11 protein-coding genes are annotated in these 18,175 nt (G+C 67.5%); 8 read left to right on the top strand and 3 right to left on the bottom strand.

Features of this window, described 5'->3' with window-relative positions:
* The first annotated feature begins 19 nt into the window (after positions 1 to 19).
* Entirely contained in the window at positions 20 to 1,897 is a 1,878-nt protein-coding gene (locus HZA32_07980; protein ID MBI5424013.1) for an ABC transporter ATP-binding protein, read from the top strand.
* Positions 1,894 to 3,843 carry an ABC transporter ATP-binding protein gene (locus HZA32_07975; protein MBI5424012.1) on the top strand — a complete coding sequence of 650 codons (1,950 nt, stop codon included), beginning with the start codon at positions 1,894 to 1,896 and terminating at the stop codon, positions 3,841 to 3,843. The genes HZA32_07980 and HZA32_07975 overlap by 4 nt, the downstream gene beginning before the upstream one ends.
* A gap of 232 nt (positions 3,844 to 4,075) precedes the next feature.
* On the opposite strand, the gene HZA32_07970 is transcribed toward HZA32_07975, so the two are convergent.
* From HZA32_07970 to HZA32_07960, 3 genes are all read right to left on the bottom strand, one after another.
* Positions 4,076 to 6,292, bottom strand: a complete 2,217-nt coding sequence (locus tag HZA32_07970; GenBank protein MBI5424011.1) for a thioredoxin family protein — start codon at positions 6,290 to 6,292, stop codon at positions 4,076 to 4,078.
* Between the two features lie 53 nt (positions 6,293 to 6,345).
* Positions 6,346 to 7,305 (bottom strand): cysteine synthase family protein, encoded by a 960-nt coding sequence (locus HZA32_07965; protein ID MBI5424010.1) that lies wholly within the window; start codon positions 7,303 to 7,305, stop codon positions 6,346 to 6,348.
* A 67-nt stretch (positions 7,306 to 7,372) separates the two neighbouring features.
* Complete coding sequence (locus HZA32_07960) at positions 7,373 to 8,074, bottom strand: hypothetical protein (GenBank protein ID MBI5424009.1); 702 nt, start codon at positions 8,072 to 8,074, stop codon at positions 7,373 to 7,375.
* Between the two features lie 231 nt (positions 8,075 to 8,305).
* Here HZA32_07960 and HZA32_07955 point away from each other — a divergent pair, with 231 nt between their 5' ends.
* The 6 genes from HZA32_07955 (at position 8,306) to HZA32_07930 (ending at position 18,110) form a co-directional block, all read left to right on the top strand.
* Positions 8,306 to 8,833, top strand: coding sequence for an RNA polymerase sigma factor (locus HZA32_07955; GenBank protein MBI5424008.1), 528 nt, complete (start codon positions 8,306 to 8,308; stop codon positions 8,831 to 8,833).
* A gap of 4 nt (positions 8,834 to 8,837) precedes the next feature.
* Positions 8,838 to 9,872 (top strand): FecR domain-containing protein, encoded by a 1,035-nt coding sequence (locus HZA32_07950; GenBank protein MBI5424007.1) that lies wholly within the window; start codon positions 8,838 to 8,840, stop codon positions 9,870 to 9,872.
* A 121-nt stretch (positions 9,873 to 9,993) separates the two neighbouring features.
* Positions 9,994 to 13,155, top strand: a complete 3,162-nt coding sequence (locus tag HZA32_07945; protein MBI5424006.1) for a TonB-dependent receptor — start codon at positions 9,994 to 9,996, stop codon at positions 13,153 to 13,155.
* 57 nt (positions 13,156 to 13,212) lie between these two features.
* Positions 13,213 to 16,230: a redoxin domain-containing protein gene (locus HZA32_07940; protein ID MBI5424005.1), complete on the top strand. Its 3,018-nt coding sequence runs from the start codon at positions 13,213 to 13,215 to the stop codon at positions 16,228 to 16,230.
* A gap of 252 nt (positions 16,231 to 16,482) precedes the next feature.
* Positions 16,483 to 17,067 carry a sigma-70 family RNA polymerase sigma factor gene (locus HZA32_07935; protein ID MBI5424004.1) on the top strand — a complete coding sequence of 195 codons (585 nt, stop codon included), beginning with the start codon at positions 16,483 to 16,485 and terminating at the stop codon, positions 17,065 to 17,067.
* Positions 17,064 to 18,110: a FecR domain-containing protein gene (locus HZA32_07930; protein MBI5424003.1), complete on the top strand. Its 1,047-nt coding sequence runs from the start codon at positions 17,064 to 17,066 to the stop codon at positions 18,108 to 18,110. The genes HZA32_07935 and HZA32_07930 overlap by 4 nt, the downstream gene beginning before the upstream one ends.
* The last annotated feature ends 65 nt before the right edge of the window (positions 18,111 to 18,175 follow it).

Here is an 18,175-nt window from a genome sequence, read left to right as displayed (position 1 = left end):
ACGCTGGCAGGTCCACGCCATGCCTCCGACTGCCGAATCATCGCCGCCGACGCTCGGCCCCTCGCTGAGCAGCGGGCGCGTTGTGCGACGCCTGTTCGGCCTCGCGTGGCACTATCGCACGCCGTGGCTCGGCGTCGTGGCTATCCAGCTGGTGTTGCTGACGCTCGGCGTGTCGGGCCTCAGTCTGACTGGCGTCGGCATCGACTACATCCGCCACGTGCTGCAAGGCACGCCGGTGCCGAGCCTGCCGTTTGGGCTGCCGCTGCCGCCGTGGGAACCGATGGCGGTGCTCGCGCTCATCGCCGGCGCGATCCTCGTGCTCGCCGGACTTCGCTCGCTGCTCAACTACACCTACGCCCTGCGCGTGAACCATCTCACGCAGCAGGAGATCGTCCCGTGGCTGCGCGGCCGCGTCTACGACAAGCTCCAGCAGCTCAGCTTCCGTTTCTTCGACGAGAATTCCACCGGCTCGATCATCAATCGCGTCACGGGCGACGTGCAGGCGGTGCGCATGTTCCTCGATCAGGTGTTGGTGCAAAGCGTGATCATGCTCGTGTCGCTCGGCGTCTACATCGTCTACATGGCGAATCTCGCGCCGGGTCTCACGCTCGCGTGCCTCGCGACCACGCCGCTGCTCTGGACGCTCTCGGCCGTGTTCACGCGCCGCATGCTGCCGCTCTACGCGAAGAACCGCGACCTCGCCGACGACATGGTGCGCGCGCTCGCCGAAAGCGTGCAGGGCGCGCCGGTGGTGAAAGCCTTCGGCCGCGAAGCGGAAAACCGTGCGGACTTCCTGCGACGCAACACCGCCGTGCTCGACCAGCAGCGCGCGATCTTCTGGCGCGTGAGCCTCTTCTCGCCGGCGGTCGGTTTCCTGACGCGCGTGAACATCGCCGTCCTGCTCGGCTACGGCGGCTGGCTCGTCATCCGCGGCGATCTCGCGTTCGGCACCGGCCTCGTCGTGTTCGCCGGCTTGCTCGAACAGTTTTCCGGTCAGGTGAACAACGTCGCGGGCATCGTGAACTCGATGCAGAACTCGCTCATCGGCGCGCGCCGCGTGTTCGAGATCCTCGACGCGCCGGTGGAAATCAAGTCGCCCGCCGACGCCGTGAAACCCACGCGCGTGCGCGGCCACGTGCGTTTCGAGGACGTCTATTTCGGCTACGAGCCCGGCCGCCTCGTGCTGCACGGCATCGAACTCGACGTGCAGCCGGGCCAATGCGTCGCGATCCTCGGTGCCACCGGCGCAGGCAAGAGCGTGCTGATGAGCCTGCTCCCGCGCTTCTACGATCCGACCGCCGGACGCGTCACGATCGACGGCACCGACGTGCGCCGCTTCGACGTGCAGGAACTGCGGCGCAACATCGGCCTCGTTTTCCAGGAGAGCTTTCTCTTCAGCCACACCGTGGCCGCCAACATCGCCTTCGGCCAGCCGCAGGCGACGCGCGAGCAGATCGAGCGTGCGGCGCGCATCGCGTCGGCGCACGACTTCATCAGCGCCTTGCCCCAAGGCTACGACACCGTGCTCGGCGAGAGCGGCAACACGCTCTCCGGCGGCCAGCGCCAGCGGCTCGCGCTCGCGCGCGCGATCCTGCTTGAGCCGGCGATCCTGTTGCTCGACGACCCGACAGCCGCGATCGACCCGGAGACGGAGCACGAGATCTTCGCCGCGCTCGACCGCGCCATCGCGGGGCGCACGACGTTCATCGTGGCGCACCGGCTCAGCACGCTGCGGCGCGCGGACTTCATCATCGTGCTCGAGAATGGCCGCATCGTGCAGCGAGGCACGCACGAGGAGTTGATGCGCCAGCCTGGCCCGTATGTGCGCGTGGCCGACCTGCAACTGGTCGACTCGCGCGCGTTGCACGACGGCGAGGCGAAGGGAGGCGGAAAATGAAACCGCCGAAGCCCGCGCCCGCCGCCGACTTCCTCGTGCTCCGGCGCCAGGATGACGACGAGAACGACGAGCAATTCAAGCCGCTCGAGTGGGGACTCATTCGCCGCCTCTGGACCTACACGCGCGTCCAGCGGGCCAAGCGCAACTGGCTCGTCGCCCTCACGCTCGCTCGCTCCGCGCAGCTCTCGCTGCTGACTTGGACGATGGCCGTGATCATCGGCGGACCGATCGCCCGGCACGAGAGCGGCACGCTGCTGTGGGCGGTCGCGGGCTACGTGCTGCTCGCGCTGGTGACCGACCTGATGTTCCACTACCGGCAACGCTTCGCGCTCGAACTCGGCGAGGCGGTCGTGAATCAGCTGCGCGCGGAGATTTTCCAACGCGTGATGTCGATGCCGCTGAGCTTCTTCACGCGCGTGAAGGCCGGCCGCATCATCGGTCGCGTGACGTCGGACGTCGAAGCGGTGCGCGTCGGCATTCAGGACGTGTTGTTCGTCTCCGCCGTGCAGGCCGGCCAGATGCTCGTCGCGGCGGCGCTGATGATTTGGACCGACTGGAAGATGTTCCTCGTCGTCCTCGCGCTCGCGCCGGTGATTTGGATCATCAACCGGCATTTCCGCACGAAGCTTTCGCTGCTCAGCCGCGCGGCGTCGGAGAGTTTCAGCCGCGTGACCGCGACGCTGGCCGAGTCGGTCAACGGCATCCGCGTCACGCAGGGCTTCGCGCGACAGGAGACGAACGCCGGCCTCTTTCGCGGCCTGCTCGCCGACCATGCGCGCTACAACATCGCGCTCGCCCGCACCTCGGCGATCCTCACGCCGCTGCTCGAGCTGAACTCGCAGTTCTTCATCTCGGCGCTGCTCCTGCTTGGCGGCTGGCGGGCGCTGCACGGCGACCTCGCGATGGACACGCTCATCAAGTTCTTCCTGCTCGCGAACACGTTCTTCGCGCCGATCCAGATCATCGGCAACCAATACAACCAGGCGCTCGTGTCGATGGCCGGCGCGGAGCGCGTCTTCCGGCTGATCGACGCGAAGCCGGATTGGGAGGACGCGCCGGAGGCGACGGCGCTGCCCGACCCGCGGGCGAGAAAGTTCAAAGTAGCAAGTGACAAGTATCAAGGGGAAGGCCCCGCCACGGCGGACGGTGGTTCGGATTCCTGTCACTTGTCCCTTGGCCCTTCTCCCTTGCCGGCGCCCAGCGCCGGTTTGCGCGTGGAGTTTCGCGACGTGGTCTTCGGTTACGACCCGGCGCGGCCTGTCGTGCAGGGTTTGAATTTCATCGCCGAACCCGGACAGGCCGTGGCGCTGGTCGGCCACACGGGCAGCGGCAAGAGCACGATCATCAACCTCGCGGCGAAATTCTACCTCCCGACCGCGGGCGAGGTGCTCCTCGACGGCCGCGAGGTTCGCACGCTCACCAGCCACTCGCTGCACCAGCAAATGGGCCTTGTGCAGCAGCAGAATTTTCTCTTCAGCGGCACCGTCGCCGAGAACATCCGCCTCGGCAAACCCGACGCCGGCGATGCCGAAGTGACCGAAGCGCTGCGCCGGCTCGATTGCCTCGATCTCATCGAAGCTTTGCCCGGTGGCATCCACGCGCAGGTCGGCGAAAAAGGCTCCGCGCTCTCACTTGGACAGCGCCAACTGGTGTGCTTCGCCCGCGCGCTGCTGGCCGACCCGCGCATGCTGATCTTCGACGAAGCGACGAGCGCGATCGATACGCTCACCGAGGCGCGGCTGCAAAAGGCGCTCGTCACGCTGTTGCGCGGGCGGACGAGTTTCATCGTGGCGCATCGGCTCAGCACGATCCGGCAGGCCGATCTCATCCTCGTGCTAGACCGCGGGCGCATCGTGGAGCGCGGCACGCACGCGGAGTTGCTCCAGCGCGGCGGCGTCTACGCGAAGCTGCACGCGCAGTTCGTGCAGACAGACGACGCGGGGTGAATCCCATTCGAGCTGACGGAACCACGAATGGACACGAATGAACACGAATGGGCCAAGACCCTGACCCGCGAAGATTCGTGTTCGTTCGGGGGCCCATTTCCGACTGACTGGGGCGCGTCTTCAACCTGTCATTGCGAGGAGTCCCGCCCTGCGGGACGACGAAACAATCCAGCTGGATCGCCACGGCCCGCTCTGCGGGCCTCGCGATGACAAGGCATTTTGAAAGCGCGCTTCAGCGCGCGGCTTCGGCGAGTTTGCCGAGGACGATCGAGGGCGTGAGCAACTCCGGCAGCACGACCGGCTCAGACTTGCCCGGCGCGTAGATCAGGTTGAACGGCACGGCGGAGCGGCTCCAGCGAGCGAGTTCGGCGGTGATGAGCGGGTCCTTGTTCGTCCAGTCGCCGCGGAGCAGCACGACGTTCTTCTTGCCGAATTCGGCGAGCACCTCGTCGTTGTGGAAAACCGTGGCCTTGTTCGTCTGGCACGTGGCGCACCAACGGGCGGTGAAGTCGACGTAGACGAACTTGCCCGCCTTCTGCGCGGCGGCGATCGCCTCGGGGCTCCATTTTTCCCAAGTGACGGCATAAGCCGGCTTGCCGTCGGCACCCGCGGCGGGCGCGGCACTCGCGTCCTTCGGCCAGCCGAGCCACATGCCGCCGACAAACAGCGCGACGGCGGCGAGCTTGCCGAGGAATTGGCGCGTCGGCTTGCCGTAGGTCTGGCCAAAGCGACCGTAGGCCCACGCGGCCATCGCGACGAGCACGAAGCCGAACGCGATGTTCAGCAGCGCGTAGTCGTCGCCGGCGGTCTGGCCCGCGAGCACCCAGAGCAGCCAACCGACCGTCGCGTAGAGCGGGAAGGCCATGAACTGCTTGAAGGTTTCCATCCACGCGCCGGGCTTCGGCAGGACCTTGATGGCCTGCGGGAAAATCGAGAGCAGCAGATACGGCAGCGCGAGACCGACGGCGATGGCGGTGAACACGGCGAGCGACTCGATGGCGGAGAGCGTGAGCGCGGCGCCGAGGGCGGGCGCGAGGAACGGGGCGCTGCAGGGCGTGGCGACGAGCGTGGCGAGCGCGCCGGTGAAGAACGAGCCGGCGAGGCCGTCCTTCGATTGGAGATTCGCGCCGGCGCCGGTGGCGGAGAGGCCGACCTCGAACAGCCCGCTCATGTTGAGGGCGAAAATCAGGAGGAACGCCGCCATGCCGAAGACGAACGCGGGCGATTGGAGCTGGAAGCCCCAGCCGAGTTGCGCGCCGCCGGAGCGGAGCGCGAGCAGCACGCCGGCGAGCGTCCAGAAGGAGACGAGCACGCCGAGCGCGAAGACGACGCCGTGTTGCACGACCTTGCGCTTGTCGCTGCCGGACTGGTTGACGAAGCCCATGATCTTGATGCCGAGCACGGGGAACACGCAGGGCATGAGGTTGAGGATCAGGCCGCCGACGAAGGCGAGGAAGAGCGTGCCGAGGAGCGAGGCGGGCGCGGAAGCGGCGCCTGCGGAGCCGGCGGGCGGCGTGGGGCTGCCACCCGATTTCGGACCGGTCGCGGCGGCGGTGTCGGTCTTGGCGGTGGCTTTGATCGGTTCCTTAACGACGAACGGCTCGTCGATGAGCGCGCCATGCGAGGCGTAGGTGCCGCCGAAGCCGTTGGTGGCGGTGAGCACGCCTTTCAGGCCGGGCGCGTCAGCGGCGGCGTCGGACGACGCGGCCATCTCGAGGACGAAGGTGCGGCCTTCCTTCTTCACGGTCTGCGGGACGGCGTAGTCGACCACGCCGGCCTCGTCGAAGTAGTGAAGTTCGGAAAACGCGTGTGTGTTGCCGTCGGCGCGCGGAGTGATGCGCAAGGTGATCTTCGCGCCGTCGCGCTGGGCGGTAAACGCCCACTCGCTTGCCTTAGCGGGGACGGTGGCGAGCGCGTTGTTGAAGGCGCGCGCGATCGTCATGTCGGGTTCGGGCTTCGCGGCCTTCACCGGGCGCGCGAGTTCGACCTGGGCATCGCCGGGCATGCAGGAGTCCTTGCACATGAGCCACTCGGCGGCGGCCTTGAGCGAGACGGTGGTGTCCGGCGCGAGATTGGCGGGCGGAGTGATCTGCGTGAACAGGAAGATCGTGCCCTCGTAGCCATTGCCGGTGATCTTGCCGGCGGTGTCCTTCACGGTGTGCGGCGTCGGCCAGACGATCGGGCCGGCGGTGAATCCGGCGGGCAGCGTCCAGGTGATCGAGGTCGGGTAGCCGGTGCCGGCGTTGATCCAGTAGCTGTGCCAGTGCTCGTCGTGCGTGAGCTTCAGCGCCACCCAGAACGGCTGGCCGGGCTGGATCGAGGCGTCGGGCGACACGAGTTCGGCGACCACGGCGCCGTTGCGGACGGGCTTGGCCTCCACGGGGGCGAGGACGGCGAAGGCGAGGCAGGCGCCGAGCGCGGCGGACAGAAAACGGCGGAGGGTCATCATGGTGAGAGTAGGCGGGGCGGAGAATATTTCAAACGGCGGGAGGCGTCGTTCCCTTAGACGGACGGCGCGGCGGTTTCCGCGAAGAGTTTCGTGGAGTAGTAGCGCTCGGCGCGGTCGCAGAGGATCGTGACCACTTGGGCGCCGGGGCCGAGCTTTTGGGCGGTGCGGAGCGCGGCGACGACGTTGGCGCCGGACGAGGTGCCGACGAGGAAGCCGAAATCGCGGGCCAGCCGGCGGGTCATCGCCAGTGCATCGGGGCTCGAGACTTTTTCCGGCCAGTCGACCTGGACATCCTTCAGGAGCGGCGGGAGGTAGCCGCCGGCGACGCCTTCGATGCTGTGGCAGCAGGGCGACTCGCCGCTGAGCATGGCGGCCTCGGCCGGTTCCATCGCGACGACCTTGAGTTGCGGGTGCGCGGCACGGAGGGCGCGGCTGCAGCCGTTGAGCGTGCCGCCGGTGCCGTAGCCGCTGACGAAGGCGTCGATGCGGCCGGGCAATTGCGCGAGGATTTCGCGGCCGGTGTGGTCGACGTGGTCCTGGGCGTTGAGCGGGTTGGCGAACTGGCGCGGCAGGAAGATGCGCGGATCGTTTTTCGCCATTTCCTCGGAGATCTCGATGCCGGTGATGTAGCCGCGGTCGGCCTTGAAGAGCTGCAGCTCCGCGCCGAAATGCCGCATCAAGTGGCGGCGTTCGACGGACGCGGTTTCGCTCATGAGGATTTTCACGCGATAGCCGAGCGCGGTGCCGACCATCGCGAGCGCGATGCCGGTGTTGCCGCTGGTGCATTCGAGGATGACCGAGTCGGGGCGGAGCAGGCCGCGCGCGCGGGCGTCGAGGATGATGTGGGCGGCGAGGCGGTCCTTGATCGAGCCGCTGGGGTTCAGGAACTCCGCCTTGGCGTGAAGCGTGACACCCGCTTCCGGAAAATGCAGGGGCACGAGCGGCGTGCGGCCAATGAGGGCGAACAGCGGTGGCAGAGTCGCGTTCGGAGCGGAAAGGGCAGGGGAGTTCATCGCGCGAGGCGCCAAGCTAACACATTGGCCGGCGCCGGACCATAGGCCGTTGGGGCCAAGCGTCGAGTCAAGGGGCGCGGTCGCGCACGGTCATCAGGGAGAACAGGATAACCCAGAAGCAGTTCAACAGCGAGTTGACTGGAATCTGCAGCGCCAGCGGCAATGCGTAGATGCAGCACACGCCCGGCACCCACACCGCCCACACCGCGATCATCACCGGCAGCACGCGGCGGTAATACCAGCGCGGTTGCCTGAAATCCGCCAGCGGCTCCGTCCAGCGAAACCCGGCGTCTTTCCACGCGTAGATGAGCACGGCGAGCGGCGCCGCCCAGAGGCCGTTGTAGATCAGTTGATCGACCAGCATCTTCGGCAGCACGCAGCTGAGCGCCGGGCTATCGCCGAACACCGCCGCCTGCAACCGGTAGAGCGCGTCGACCTCGATCCCCTTGTAGGCCCAGAACGACACGAAGAACACGACGTGCCGCGCCGGATGCGCCGCGCGCGTCGCCGGATGGAAATGCAGGTAGAGAAACGGGATCAGCCCGCCGAAAGTGGCCTGCGCCGCCGCCGAAAACCACCAGCCGCAGTCCATGCGGAAGGCCGCCACGCGCTCGAGTGCGGCCCGGACCGATTCCACGTGGTAGTAGCTCGTGACCAGCGCCGCCGCGGCGGAGACCAGCACCAAGCCGGGCAGGACGAGCCGGCGTGCGCTCTCGAGACCGATGCGCCACGGCGGCTCCGGCGAAGTGTGTGGCGCGGAAGCGGACATGAATCTCGCAGCGAATCGCCCGCCGCGCCGCGCCGCGAGCGCGAAAGCGTGCGCCTTTCGGTCAATCGCGTGCGTCCGCCCGGCGGCGACGCGTCGTCTCCCTCTCCGCGCAACGACGAACGGGCGGCCAATTTCCATTAGCGGGTGCGCGGAAAAGTTTCCGGCCACGTTTCAAGGCTCGACTCGCCCGCACCAGCGGAGTGGGGTCCCGGCCGTCACTTCGTTCGTCCGTTGAGCCACGATCCACAGGAGCTTTCGCGTTGGTTCGCCGCCGAGGTGCAGCCGCACGAGGCTGCGCTGCGGGCTTGGTTGCGCAGCCAGTTCCCCGCGCTGCCGGACGTCGACGACCTCGTGCAGGAGTCCTTCGCTCGCGTCCTCCGCGCCCGGTCGCGCGGCGAGGTGCGGACGCCCCGCGCGCTGCTCTTCACCACGGCGCGGCACCTCGCGATCGATTGGGCGCGCCGTCGCCAGATCGTTTCGTTCGAGCCGATAACGGAACTGGGCGCCTCGCCCGTCTACGACGATGGACCCGGTGTCGCCGAAAGCGCCGCCCACCGCCAGGAACTCGAAATTTTGACGCATGCCATCCAATCGCTGCCCGACCGCTGCCGCCAGGTGCTGACCTTGCGGAAGATCTACGGCTTGTCCCAAAAGGACATCGCGGCGCAGCTGGGGATCTCCGAGCACACGGTCGAGGTGCAGGTGGCCAACGGCATGCGTCGCTGCACCGAGTTTCTCGCCCGCCACGGTCTGCCCTGAGCCCATGCGTTCGCCTGCTGAAAATCCCACCCCTTCACCCCTGCCGGAAGCCATCGTGGCCGCCGCCTCGACGTGGCTCGCGCAGCGCGACCGCGGCTTCACCCCCGAGGAACAGGACGCCTACTTGCAATGGCTCCGCGAGGACGAGCGGCACGGCGCCGCCGTCGCCCGGCTCGAAAAAGCCTGGAGCGCGCTCGATGCGTTGGCGGAGTGGAAACCCGAACACAGCCAGAAGCCGAATCCCGACCTGCTCGCCGTGCCGCGCCGTCGATTCTGGCGCTGGGCTGGTGCCGCGCTCGCGGTCGCTGCCGTCGTGACGTTCGCCTTGGTGCTCGTGCGGCCGTTCGACACGGCGTCGAAGACCGTGAGCGTCCTCCGTTCGTCGGAATTGCGCACGCTCGCCGACGGCTCGGTCGTCGAACTGAACAAGGATGCCGAGATCGCCGTCGACTACACCGCGACCGAGCGCCGCATCAAACTCGTGCGCGGCGAGGCCTATTTCACCGTGGCAAAGAATCCCGACCGGCCGTTCATCGTCACCGCCGGCGGTGTGCGCGTGCGCGCGGTCGGCACGGTTTTCAACGTCCGCCTCGACGGCAGCGCCGTCGACGTGCTCGTGACCGAGGGCAAGGTCCGCATCGATCCGCCCAAGCCCGAGGAACCCGAGCTTCAAGGCGCGCTCAACGCCGCCATGGTCGGCGCGCGCGAACGCACGAGCGTCAACGCCGCCGTGCCCACGCCGCTCGCGCCCGTGGTGATCGAGGCTACGAGCGACGAGATCGAGTCGGCGCTGTCGTGGCAGGGCATGCGCCTCAATTTCAAGGACACGCCGCTCGACGAGGCCGTGAAAGAGTTCAACCGCTACAATCAGGAGACGCGCATCGTGGTCGCCGACCGCCGCATCGCGAAGCTCCCGCTCGGCGGCAAATTTCGCGCGGACAACGCCGACGCCTTCGTGCGCCTGCTCGAACTCACCTCGGGCGTGCACGCCGAATACGAGGATGGCCGCTACGTGCTCCGCTCCGCGCCGCCGCGCTGAGTCATAAGGGTGTCGCGCCGCGCGGAATCTGCGCGCGGCGATAATGGAAACGACGTCGCGGGTCGTCGTCCCTTTTGCCGGGTGCCCCTCTCTCCACCTCCCCGGCCACCTCTCACACACCATGAACACACCGAGCCCGTTCCTCTGGCTGCGCCGATTCCGCGGTGCGGCTGTTTTCGTCGCGTTGACGATGCTGACGCTGGGCGCTTTCGCCGAGCCGACCAAGAAAACCTATTCCATCTCCGCCGGCGCCGCTTCGGCGACGCTGGCCGCCTTCACCGAGCAATCGGGCGAGCAGATCGTGTATCCCGTCGAGATCGTTCGCGGCGTGCGGACCAACGCCGTGAAGGGCGAGCTCTCCGCCCGCGCTGCGCTCGAGCAGCTCGTGGCCGGCACCGACCTCGTCGTCGTGCAGGATGCCAGCACCGGAGCGCTCGGCCTCCGTCGGGCGAGCGACCAGCCGGCGATGAAGCCCGCGACCGACCTGCAAAAGGCCGTGAAGCTCGACGATTACCGCGTGCTCGGCAGCCGTATTCGCCAAACGGACGTCGCCGGACCGTCGCCTGTGAACGCTTACGATGCGGAATACATCCGCTCGACCGGCGCGTTCACGCTCGCGGATTTCCTCAATTCCATCCCGCAGACCTACTCGGGCATCTCGTCCGGTCGCGGCTCTGCGCCGAACGAACTCAATCCCGAGTTCGGCCAGCGCACGGAGACGAGCACGCCGCCATTCAATCTCATCCTCGGCTCTTCCGCGGCTCCGCCGGCGCAGACCGGCGTTTCCGGCGTCAGCCTTCGCGGCCTCGGCTCCGGTTCCACGCTCGTGCTCGTCGACGGCCGCCGTGTCGCGCAGTCCGGCTCCGGCAACCGCTCGACCGACACGCGCCAGGGTTTCGTGAATTTGAACACCATCCCGCTCGGCATGATCGATCGCGTGGAGGTGATCACTGACGGATCGTCCGCGATCTACGGCGCCGATGCGGTCGCCGGCGTGATCAATGTGGTGTTGAAAAAGGATTTTGTGGGCGGCGAAGCCACGGGCGCGACCCGTATTTCCGAGCACGGCGGCGGCCGCGAACGAGCCGGCACGCTGATGCAGGGCTTCAACCTCGGCAAACTCAGCGGCACGGTCGCGGTCGACTATTTCGACCGGCAGAACCTCAAGGCCAACCACCGCAATTTCTCCAAGAACCAGAATCACACCGGCATTCCGACCGGCACGCTGCTCACCACGGGCGCGACCAACAACGGCCGCGATTTCCGCCTGCTCTGGGGTTACCCCGCCGTCGTGCAGGCTTCCGGCGGCGTCGTGTCCGGCACGTTTGACGCCATCCCCGGCATCCGCGTCGTGCTCACGCCCGAAGGCAGCACCGGCACGCCGACGATCGCGCAATTCATCCCGACCACGAACATCGTCTCGCCGGCCAGCGTGGTGAACGGCTCCGGTCAGCGCCGCCTCAACACCGCCGAGTTCCTCGACCTCATCCCCGAGAAGGAAACCATCGGCCTCAACGCGAACTTCACCTACAAGTTCAACGACCGCGTCGAGGGCTTCGGCAGTTTCCGCACGACGAAAAACACGACCACGACCAACGCGCAAATCTCCGCCAGCTCGATCACCGGCGGCTTCGGTTCGGCGGCGGTCCTGCCAGCGGCCTTCAATCCCTTCAACCAGAACGTCAGCATCGGCATGATGCTCGTCGAATTCGGACCTGAGTCGCAGGTGGTGCGCACGCTCGACGACGCCGTCAGCGGCGGCTTGCGCGGCAAGTTCGCGCAAACCTGGCAATGGGAACTCGTGGGCACCTGGCAAAACCAGAAGGACCGCCAGATCAGCCGCAACTACAACGGCGGCGGTTTCGTCGCCTTGATGACGGCCGCCGATCCGGCGCAGCGTTTCAATCCCTTCATCGACGCCCGCGCGGCGGGCGCGCCTTCGCAGGCCGCGTTGCTTGAGCGCCTCGCCGTTTATCCGTCCGTTTTCTCGGAGTCGACCGCCAGCGGCATCGACCTCGATCTCGACGGCGATTTGATGAACTTCTGGGGCGGCCCCATCAAGATGGCCGTCGGCGGCAGCCACAGCGTTTCCAAGGTCAACAGCGTCACGACGACCTTCAGCACGAACAGCCCGACTCCGGTCGCCACCCGCACCGAAGTGTCGGGCGAGCAGGACCGCAGCGCCGTCTACGCCGAGCTCGCCGTGCCGGTCTTCGGCAAGCCGAACGCCCGGACGTTCCTTAAGCGCTTCGACCTCCAGCTCGCCGGCCGCCACGAAAAGGCCGGCGGCTTCACCAAGACCACGCCGAAGATCGGCTTCTCGTTCGTGCCGTTCGATTCGCTCCTGTTCCGCGCCAGCTGGAGCCAGGGCTTCCGCGCGCCCGGAGTCACCGAGTATCTCGTCGTTTCGCCGAACACCACCGCGACGATCACCGACCCGCGCCGCACGCCCGCGAGCACGACCGGCGTCATCGTCTCGCGCGGCTCCAACCTGGATCCCCAGGCGGAGGCCTCCGAAAACATGTTCTACGGCATCGTCTACGAGCCGCCCTTCTTAAAGGGGCTCAAGCTCCAGCTCGACATCTACGAGACGAAGCAGTCCGACGCGCTCCAGATCATCAGCGCGCAGAACATCGTGAACAACGAGGCGCTCTTCCCCGGCCGCGTCACCCGCGCCACGCCCAGCCCGACCGACGTCTCGCTCAATCAGCCCGGCGTGATCACGAACGTCGACCAGACCTTCGTAAACTTCGGCCACATCGTGAACCGCTCGCTCGATCTCTCCGCCGACTACACGCTGCCGTGGCAGCAGCTCGGCCGGTTCCGCGCGACGGTCTTCGCCAGCCACACGCTCGAGGCGACACGCCAAGTCGCGCCCGGCCAGCCGGCCGTGGTGCTCGAGGAAGACACCGCCGCTCCGCCGAAGTGGAAATACAACGTCGGCCTCAACTGGAACAATGACCGCTGGAGCGTCGCCGCATTCATCTGGCACCTCGACGGCTTCGGTTCGAACAGCGCCGGCAACAACCTCGTGGCCAACAGCGCCTCCGTGGTCTATTACCCGACGCCCTCCGTCACGAAGGTCGACGCGCGCATCGCCTATGAATTCAAGAACGGCGTCTGGCGCGGCTACGGCAAGCGCCTGCGCGTCGGTTTTGGCGTGAACAACATCTTCGACAAGGAGCCGCCGTTCTCGGACACGATCTGGGGCTTCAACGCCGCGCTCCATTACCAGTTGATCCTCGGTCGCGCCTACGAACTTTCGTTCCTGCTGCCGTTCTAACTCCTCACCGTTCCCATTCCCGCCCGCGGCGCCATGCGCCGCGGGCCTCCTTTTCCCATGAAGAAACTCGTTCTGCTGTTCCTCGGTCTCGCCGCCGCCCCGCTTTTCCTCCTCGCCGAGGATCCGGTGACTGCGCCCGCCACCGTCACTCCGTCCGCTCCCTCGACCCACATCGGCCCGAAACCGGGCGAGCTCGCGCCCGACTTCACCGTCGTCGGCCCGGACAATCGGGAGATCAAGCTCTCCGACTTCCGCGGCAAACTCGTGCTCGTCGACATCTGGGCCACGTGGTGCGGCCCGTGCGTCGCCTCCATGCCGCACAACAGCGAGTTCGCGGAAAAATACGCCGCCAACGATCTCGTCGTCCTCGCCGTCTGCGCCGATGACTCGCGCGCCAACTACGACGGCTGGGTCAAACGCAACGGCGACAAATACAAGTTCCGCACCGCGCACGACCCGGCGGGCAAGGACAACTGGGCGACGTCCGTCTTCAACACGCAGTATGGCGTTTCCGGTTTCCCGACGCTCTTCCTCATCGGCAAGGACGGCAAACTCATCGGCACCACCGGCGGCGGCGGCCCGACCGTGAATCCGCACGTGCTGCGCCTGCTTGCCAAGGGCGGCCTGCCCGTCGACCTCAGCGGCCTGCCGCCGGAGGAGACCAACCGCCCGAAATCGATCCCGATGATCGCGAAGACCGCCGCGATGCCGACCGCCGCGAATCCCACGCTGCGCTTCGCCAACATGGCCGCCGGCGAGACCGTGCCGGACTTCTCCACCACCGACGTGAACGGCAAGACCGTGAAGCTCTCCGATTTTCGCGGAAAGACCGTGTTCATCAATTTCTGGACCGGCGCGCGCAACCCGCCGGACGACGTCGCCAAGATCGCCTCGGCGTATCAGGCGCAAGGCCTCGCCGTCTGGGCGATCAACACCACGACCGAGCGCGCCGACTTTGAGAAATGGGCCAAGGAAACCGCGGCCCCCGGCTACACCGTGTCCTGGGATCCCGCCGGCAAGGCGATGATGGAAGCGATCTCCTACATGATCTTCGGCGCCGGCATGTATCCCGCGTATTGCGTGGTCGGCCCCGACGGCAAACTCGTCGGCGGCGTCATCGGCATGGGACCGCGGGTCAGCGGCCTGTTGCGCGAGATCCTCCAGCGCGCCGAGGTGAAACTCAACGACGCCGACAAGGGACTCATCGAGCAAGCCCTCGCTGCCGCGCGCGCCAATCCGCCCGCGTCCGCTCCGATGGGCGGCGGCATGCTGCCCGCCGCCAAAGCCGCCGCACCCGCCACGGTGGCCGCGGCGACGATTCAGGCGAAGCCCTCCGAGCCCGCCACCGCGGTCAAGCGCCCCGCCACCCTCGGCGCTGGCGCGGTCGCACCGGATTTTCCGATGCAGACCGTCGACGGCCGCACCGTGAAATTGTCCGACTTCAAGGACAAGGTCGTCATCCTCGACTTCTGGGCGACGTGGTGCGGACCGTGCATCGCCTCGTTCCCGCACACGCAAAAGCTCGCCGCCAAATACAAGGATCAGGACGTCGTGGTCGTCGCCTCCGGCACCAGTGACAAGATCGCGAGCTTCAAGGCGTGGATTCCCAAGAACCAGCCGAAGTATCCCGACCTGCAGTTTTTCTTCGACCCGAACGAGCAGGGCAGCGCCACCTTCGAGGAGCGCGCCTCGAACAAGTTCTACCACGTCGTCGGCATCCCCACGCAGTTCATCATCGGACGCGACGGCAAGATCGCCGCCACCATCCTCGGCAACGGCGGCGAAGATGACGCCCGCGCCGAAGCCACGCTCGCCACGCTCGGCGTGAAGGTCGACGCCGCCATCGTCGCCAAGGGCAAGGAACAGCTCGCCAAATCCGCCGAAGAGGAGAAAGCCCGCGCCGCCGCCGCGGCCGACGCCGAGAAGAATCCGCCGCCGCCTTTCCGCGAGAATTTCGCCGAGTTGAAAGCTGGCGCCTCCGCGCCTGATGTCGAACTGCTGCAACTCGACGGTTCGCGCGCGAAGCTCTCCGCATTGCTGGAGGGCCACGTCACCGTCGTCGGCGTCTGGAGCGGCGCTCACGGCCCGGGCGAGCCGTTCCTCGCTGCGTGGAAATCGTGGAGCGAGAAATACCCGGACGTGAAGTTCGTCGGTGTCGCCGGCTACGCCGCGCTCGATGTCGTGCAAAAGTGGCAGGCGGAGAACAGCGCCAAGGTCGTGGGCACCTTGGTGGCAGACCCCGCCGGCCCATCGCCGCGCCCGGACAAGGACATGGCCGAACTCAACGACGAGGAGCGCGCCGCCTTCCGCAAGGCGTCCGGTGAGCACATGAGATCGATCTTCACCTTCAAGCTCGGCGGCGTGATGTCGCCCATCCCGACGACCCTCGTCTTCGACGCCGCCGGCAAACTCGCCGGCTGGAGCGCCGGCTTCGGTCCGCGCTACGGGGAGACCATGGGCAACCTGCTCCTCCGCTCGGGCGTGAAGCTCGCGCCGGCCGACATGCCCGCGAAAGTCTGGACCGCCGCCGACATCGCTGCGGCCACGCCCAAGCCCGAGCCGCGCGTCGAGATGCTCAAGATCGGCGCCGTCGCGCCGGACTTCGTTTCGCAGACCGTCGACGGCAAGGACGTGAAGCTCTCCGACTTCCGCGGCAAGGTCGTCATCCTCGATTTCTGGGCGACGTGGTGCGGGCCGTGCATGGCCTCGATGCCGCACACCCAGGAAGTCGCCGCCCACTACAAGGACCAGGGCGTCGTCGTCCTCGCCAACTGCACGAGCGATGCCCGCGCCAAGTTCGAGCAATGGGTCAAAGCCAACCAGGCGAAATATCCCGACATGGTCTGGACGCACGACGCCGCCGAGAAAAAGCCCGAGCGCGTGTCGCGCGCCCGCTACGGCGTCGGCGGCATCCCGTGCCAGTTCATCATCGATCGCGAAGGCAAGATCGTGGACATCGTGATCGGTTACCTTCCGGGCGAGGCGATCCTCGAGGCCGCGCTCTCGAAGGCCGGCGTCAACGTCGACCCCGCGCTCGTCGCCAAAGGCGCCGCCGACCTCAAGCGCCGCGGCTGATCCGACGAACGGCTAGGGCCGCATGACACGTTATGGACCGAAAGGCCCATGGAGCGTGTCGCGCGGCCCTGCTATCTTGTCGTCGTTGTATGTGTGTGTGAAGCCCGCCGTCTGCTTAGCAGCGGCGGGTTTCTGATTTTTCGGCGACGACGTAGCCCGTTTCGGCCGGACGTTCGTCAAACAAGGTGACGGGACAACATCGATGTTTGTCTCCGTCCCTGTGCCCCGCACAGATTCCTCGCCTTCGTCCGCATGTCCGCCGATTCCCTCAAGCCGCCGTCCTCGCCCGCGTCCGTCGACGCGGGCTGGTTCGCGCGCGACGTGCAACCGCATGAGCCGTCGCTGCGCGCGTGGCTGCGCGGGAAATTTCCCTTTCTGCCCGATGTGGACGATGTCGTGCAGGAATCCTACCTGCGGCTGATCCGCGCCCGCCAGGCGGGCAAGGTCGGCTACGCCAAGGCGTATCTGTTCACCACCGCGCGCAACTTCGCGCTCGATCTCTTTCGCCGCCGCGAGGTCGTCGCGATCGAGTCCGTCGCCGACGTCGCGGCGCTGCCCGTGCTGGAGGAATCTCCCGGCATCGCCGACGCCCTCGGTCGCCAGCAGGAACTCGAGTTGCTCGCCGCCGCCGTGCAGGCGCTGCCGGATCGCTGCCGGCAAGCGATGACGCTGCGCCTCCTCTACGGCCTCTCGCACAAGGAAATCGCCGCGGAGCTCCGCATCTCCGAGCACACCGTGAAGGCGCAACTCGCCAAAGGCATGCGCCGGTGCGCCGACTATTTCGCCGCGCGGGGCATCGCGACCGCTCGCATCGCGCCGGAGGAAAACAAACCGTGAGCGCTCCCTTCGATTCCACCGGTTTCCCGCGCGACGAGGCCATCGAGGCCACCGCCGCCGCCTGGCTGGCCGAGCGCGACGAGGGTCTGTCCACCGAGGACGCCGCGGCGTTCGCCGCGTGGCGCGCGGCCGATCCGCGACACGAACAAGCCGTGCGTCGCCTCGAGCACGCCTGGAGCTCGTTGCAGGCGCTACGCGAATTCCGGCCCGAGGCGCGCGTGCATCCGGATCGCGACCTGCTCGCCCGACCGGCGGGCGCCAACGTCCTGCCTTTCCGCTCGCTCGCGGCGACCGCGGCGCTGGCGGCCTGCCTGACGCTCGCCGGTGCGTGGTTCTGGCTCCGGCCGGCCGCGCCCTCCGCCGGCGAGCCGCACGCCCACTACGCCACGACCGTTGGCGGTTACCAGCGCATGACGCTGCCCGACGGCTCCATCGTCGACCTCAACGCCGACACCGAGATTCGCGAGCAATTCACCGCCGGCGAGCGGCGCGTCGCGCTCGTGCGCGGCGAGGCCGCTTTCCAAGTCACGAAGAACCCGGTCCGCCCCTTCATCGTCCAGGCCGATGGCGTGGCGGTGCGCGCCGTCGGCACCGCCTTCAACGTCCGCCTGAAAACCGATTGCGTGCAGGTGCTCGTCACCGAGGGCCGCGTGCGCGTGGATCCGCCTGCGACGCTGCCGGTCGCGCGCGAGCCGATTCCGGAAATCGGCATCGGGCAACGCGTGAGCGTGCCCACCGTGGCGACCGCTGCGGTCGCGCCCGCCGTGGAGGACGTCACTCCGGCGGTCATCCGCGCGGAGCTGTCGTGGCGCGAGCCGCGTCTGCGCTTCCTCGAGACGCCGCTCGCCGAGGTGGTGCGCCAGTTCAACGCCCGCAATCGCGTCCAGATCGAGCTCGGCGACGCCGACCTCGCGCCGCTGCCGGTCGAGGCGACGTTCCGCGCGGAGGACGTCGAGGCGTTCGTGCGCTTGCTCACCAGCAGCGGCGAGATGATTGCCGTGCGCGCCGGCCCCGATCGGATCGTGATTCGGCGTGCCCGCTGACACGGAAAATTTCCGCGGCCACGTAGCCCGCTTTCGTTTTCGGTTCGTCACAACAAGTGGCCGGC

Source organism: Opitutia bacterium, from assembly GCA_016217545.1.
GTDB lineage: Bacteria > Verrucomicrobiota > Verrucomicrobiia > Opitutales > Opitutaceae > Didemnitutus.
Note: the sequence above shows the minus strand (reverse complement) of the source record. Positions and strands in the feature narration are given on the sequence as shown.

What these genes read in the sequence shown, in the direction of transcription:
- HZA32_07980 (MBI5424013.1), top strand. Translation starts at nt 20, where the DNA reads ATGCCTCCGACTGCCGAATCATCGCCGCCGACGCTCGGCCCCTCGCTG.
- HZA32_07975 (MBI5424012.1), top strand. Translation starts at nt 1,894, where the DNA reads ATGAAACCGCCGAAGCCCGCGCCCGCCGCCGACTTCCTCGTGCTCCGG.
- HZA32_07970 (MBI5424011.1), bottom strand. Translation starts at nt 6,292, where the DNA reads ATGATGACCCTCCGCCGTTTTCTGTCCGCCGCGCTCGGCGCCTGCCTC.
- HZA32_07965 (MBI5424010.1), bottom strand. Translation starts at nt 7,305, where the DNA reads ATGAACTCCCCTGCCCTTTCCGCTCCGAACGCGACTCTGCCACCGCTG.
- HZA32_07960 (MBI5424009.1), bottom strand. Translation starts at nt 8,074, where the DNA reads ATGTCCGCTTCCGCGCCACACACTTCGCCGGAGCCGCCGTGGCGCATC.
- HZA32_07950 (MBI5424007.1), top strand. Translation starts at nt 8,838, where the DNA reads ATGCGTTCGCCTGCTGAAAATCCCACCCCTTCACCCCTGCCGGAAGCC.
- HZA32_07945 (MBI5424006.1), top strand. Translation starts at nt 9,994, where the DNA reads ATGAACACACCGAGCCCGTTCCTCTGGCTGCGCCGATTCCGCGGTGCG.
- HZA32_07940 (MBI5424005.1), top strand. Translation starts at nt 13,213, where the DNA reads ATGAAGAAACTCGTTCTGCTGTTCCTCGGTCTCGCCGCCGCCCCGCTT.
- HZA32_07935 (MBI5424004.1), top strand. Translation starts at nt 16,483, where the DNA reads ATGTCCGCCGATTCCCTCAAGCCGCCGTCCTCGCCCGCGTCCGTCGAC.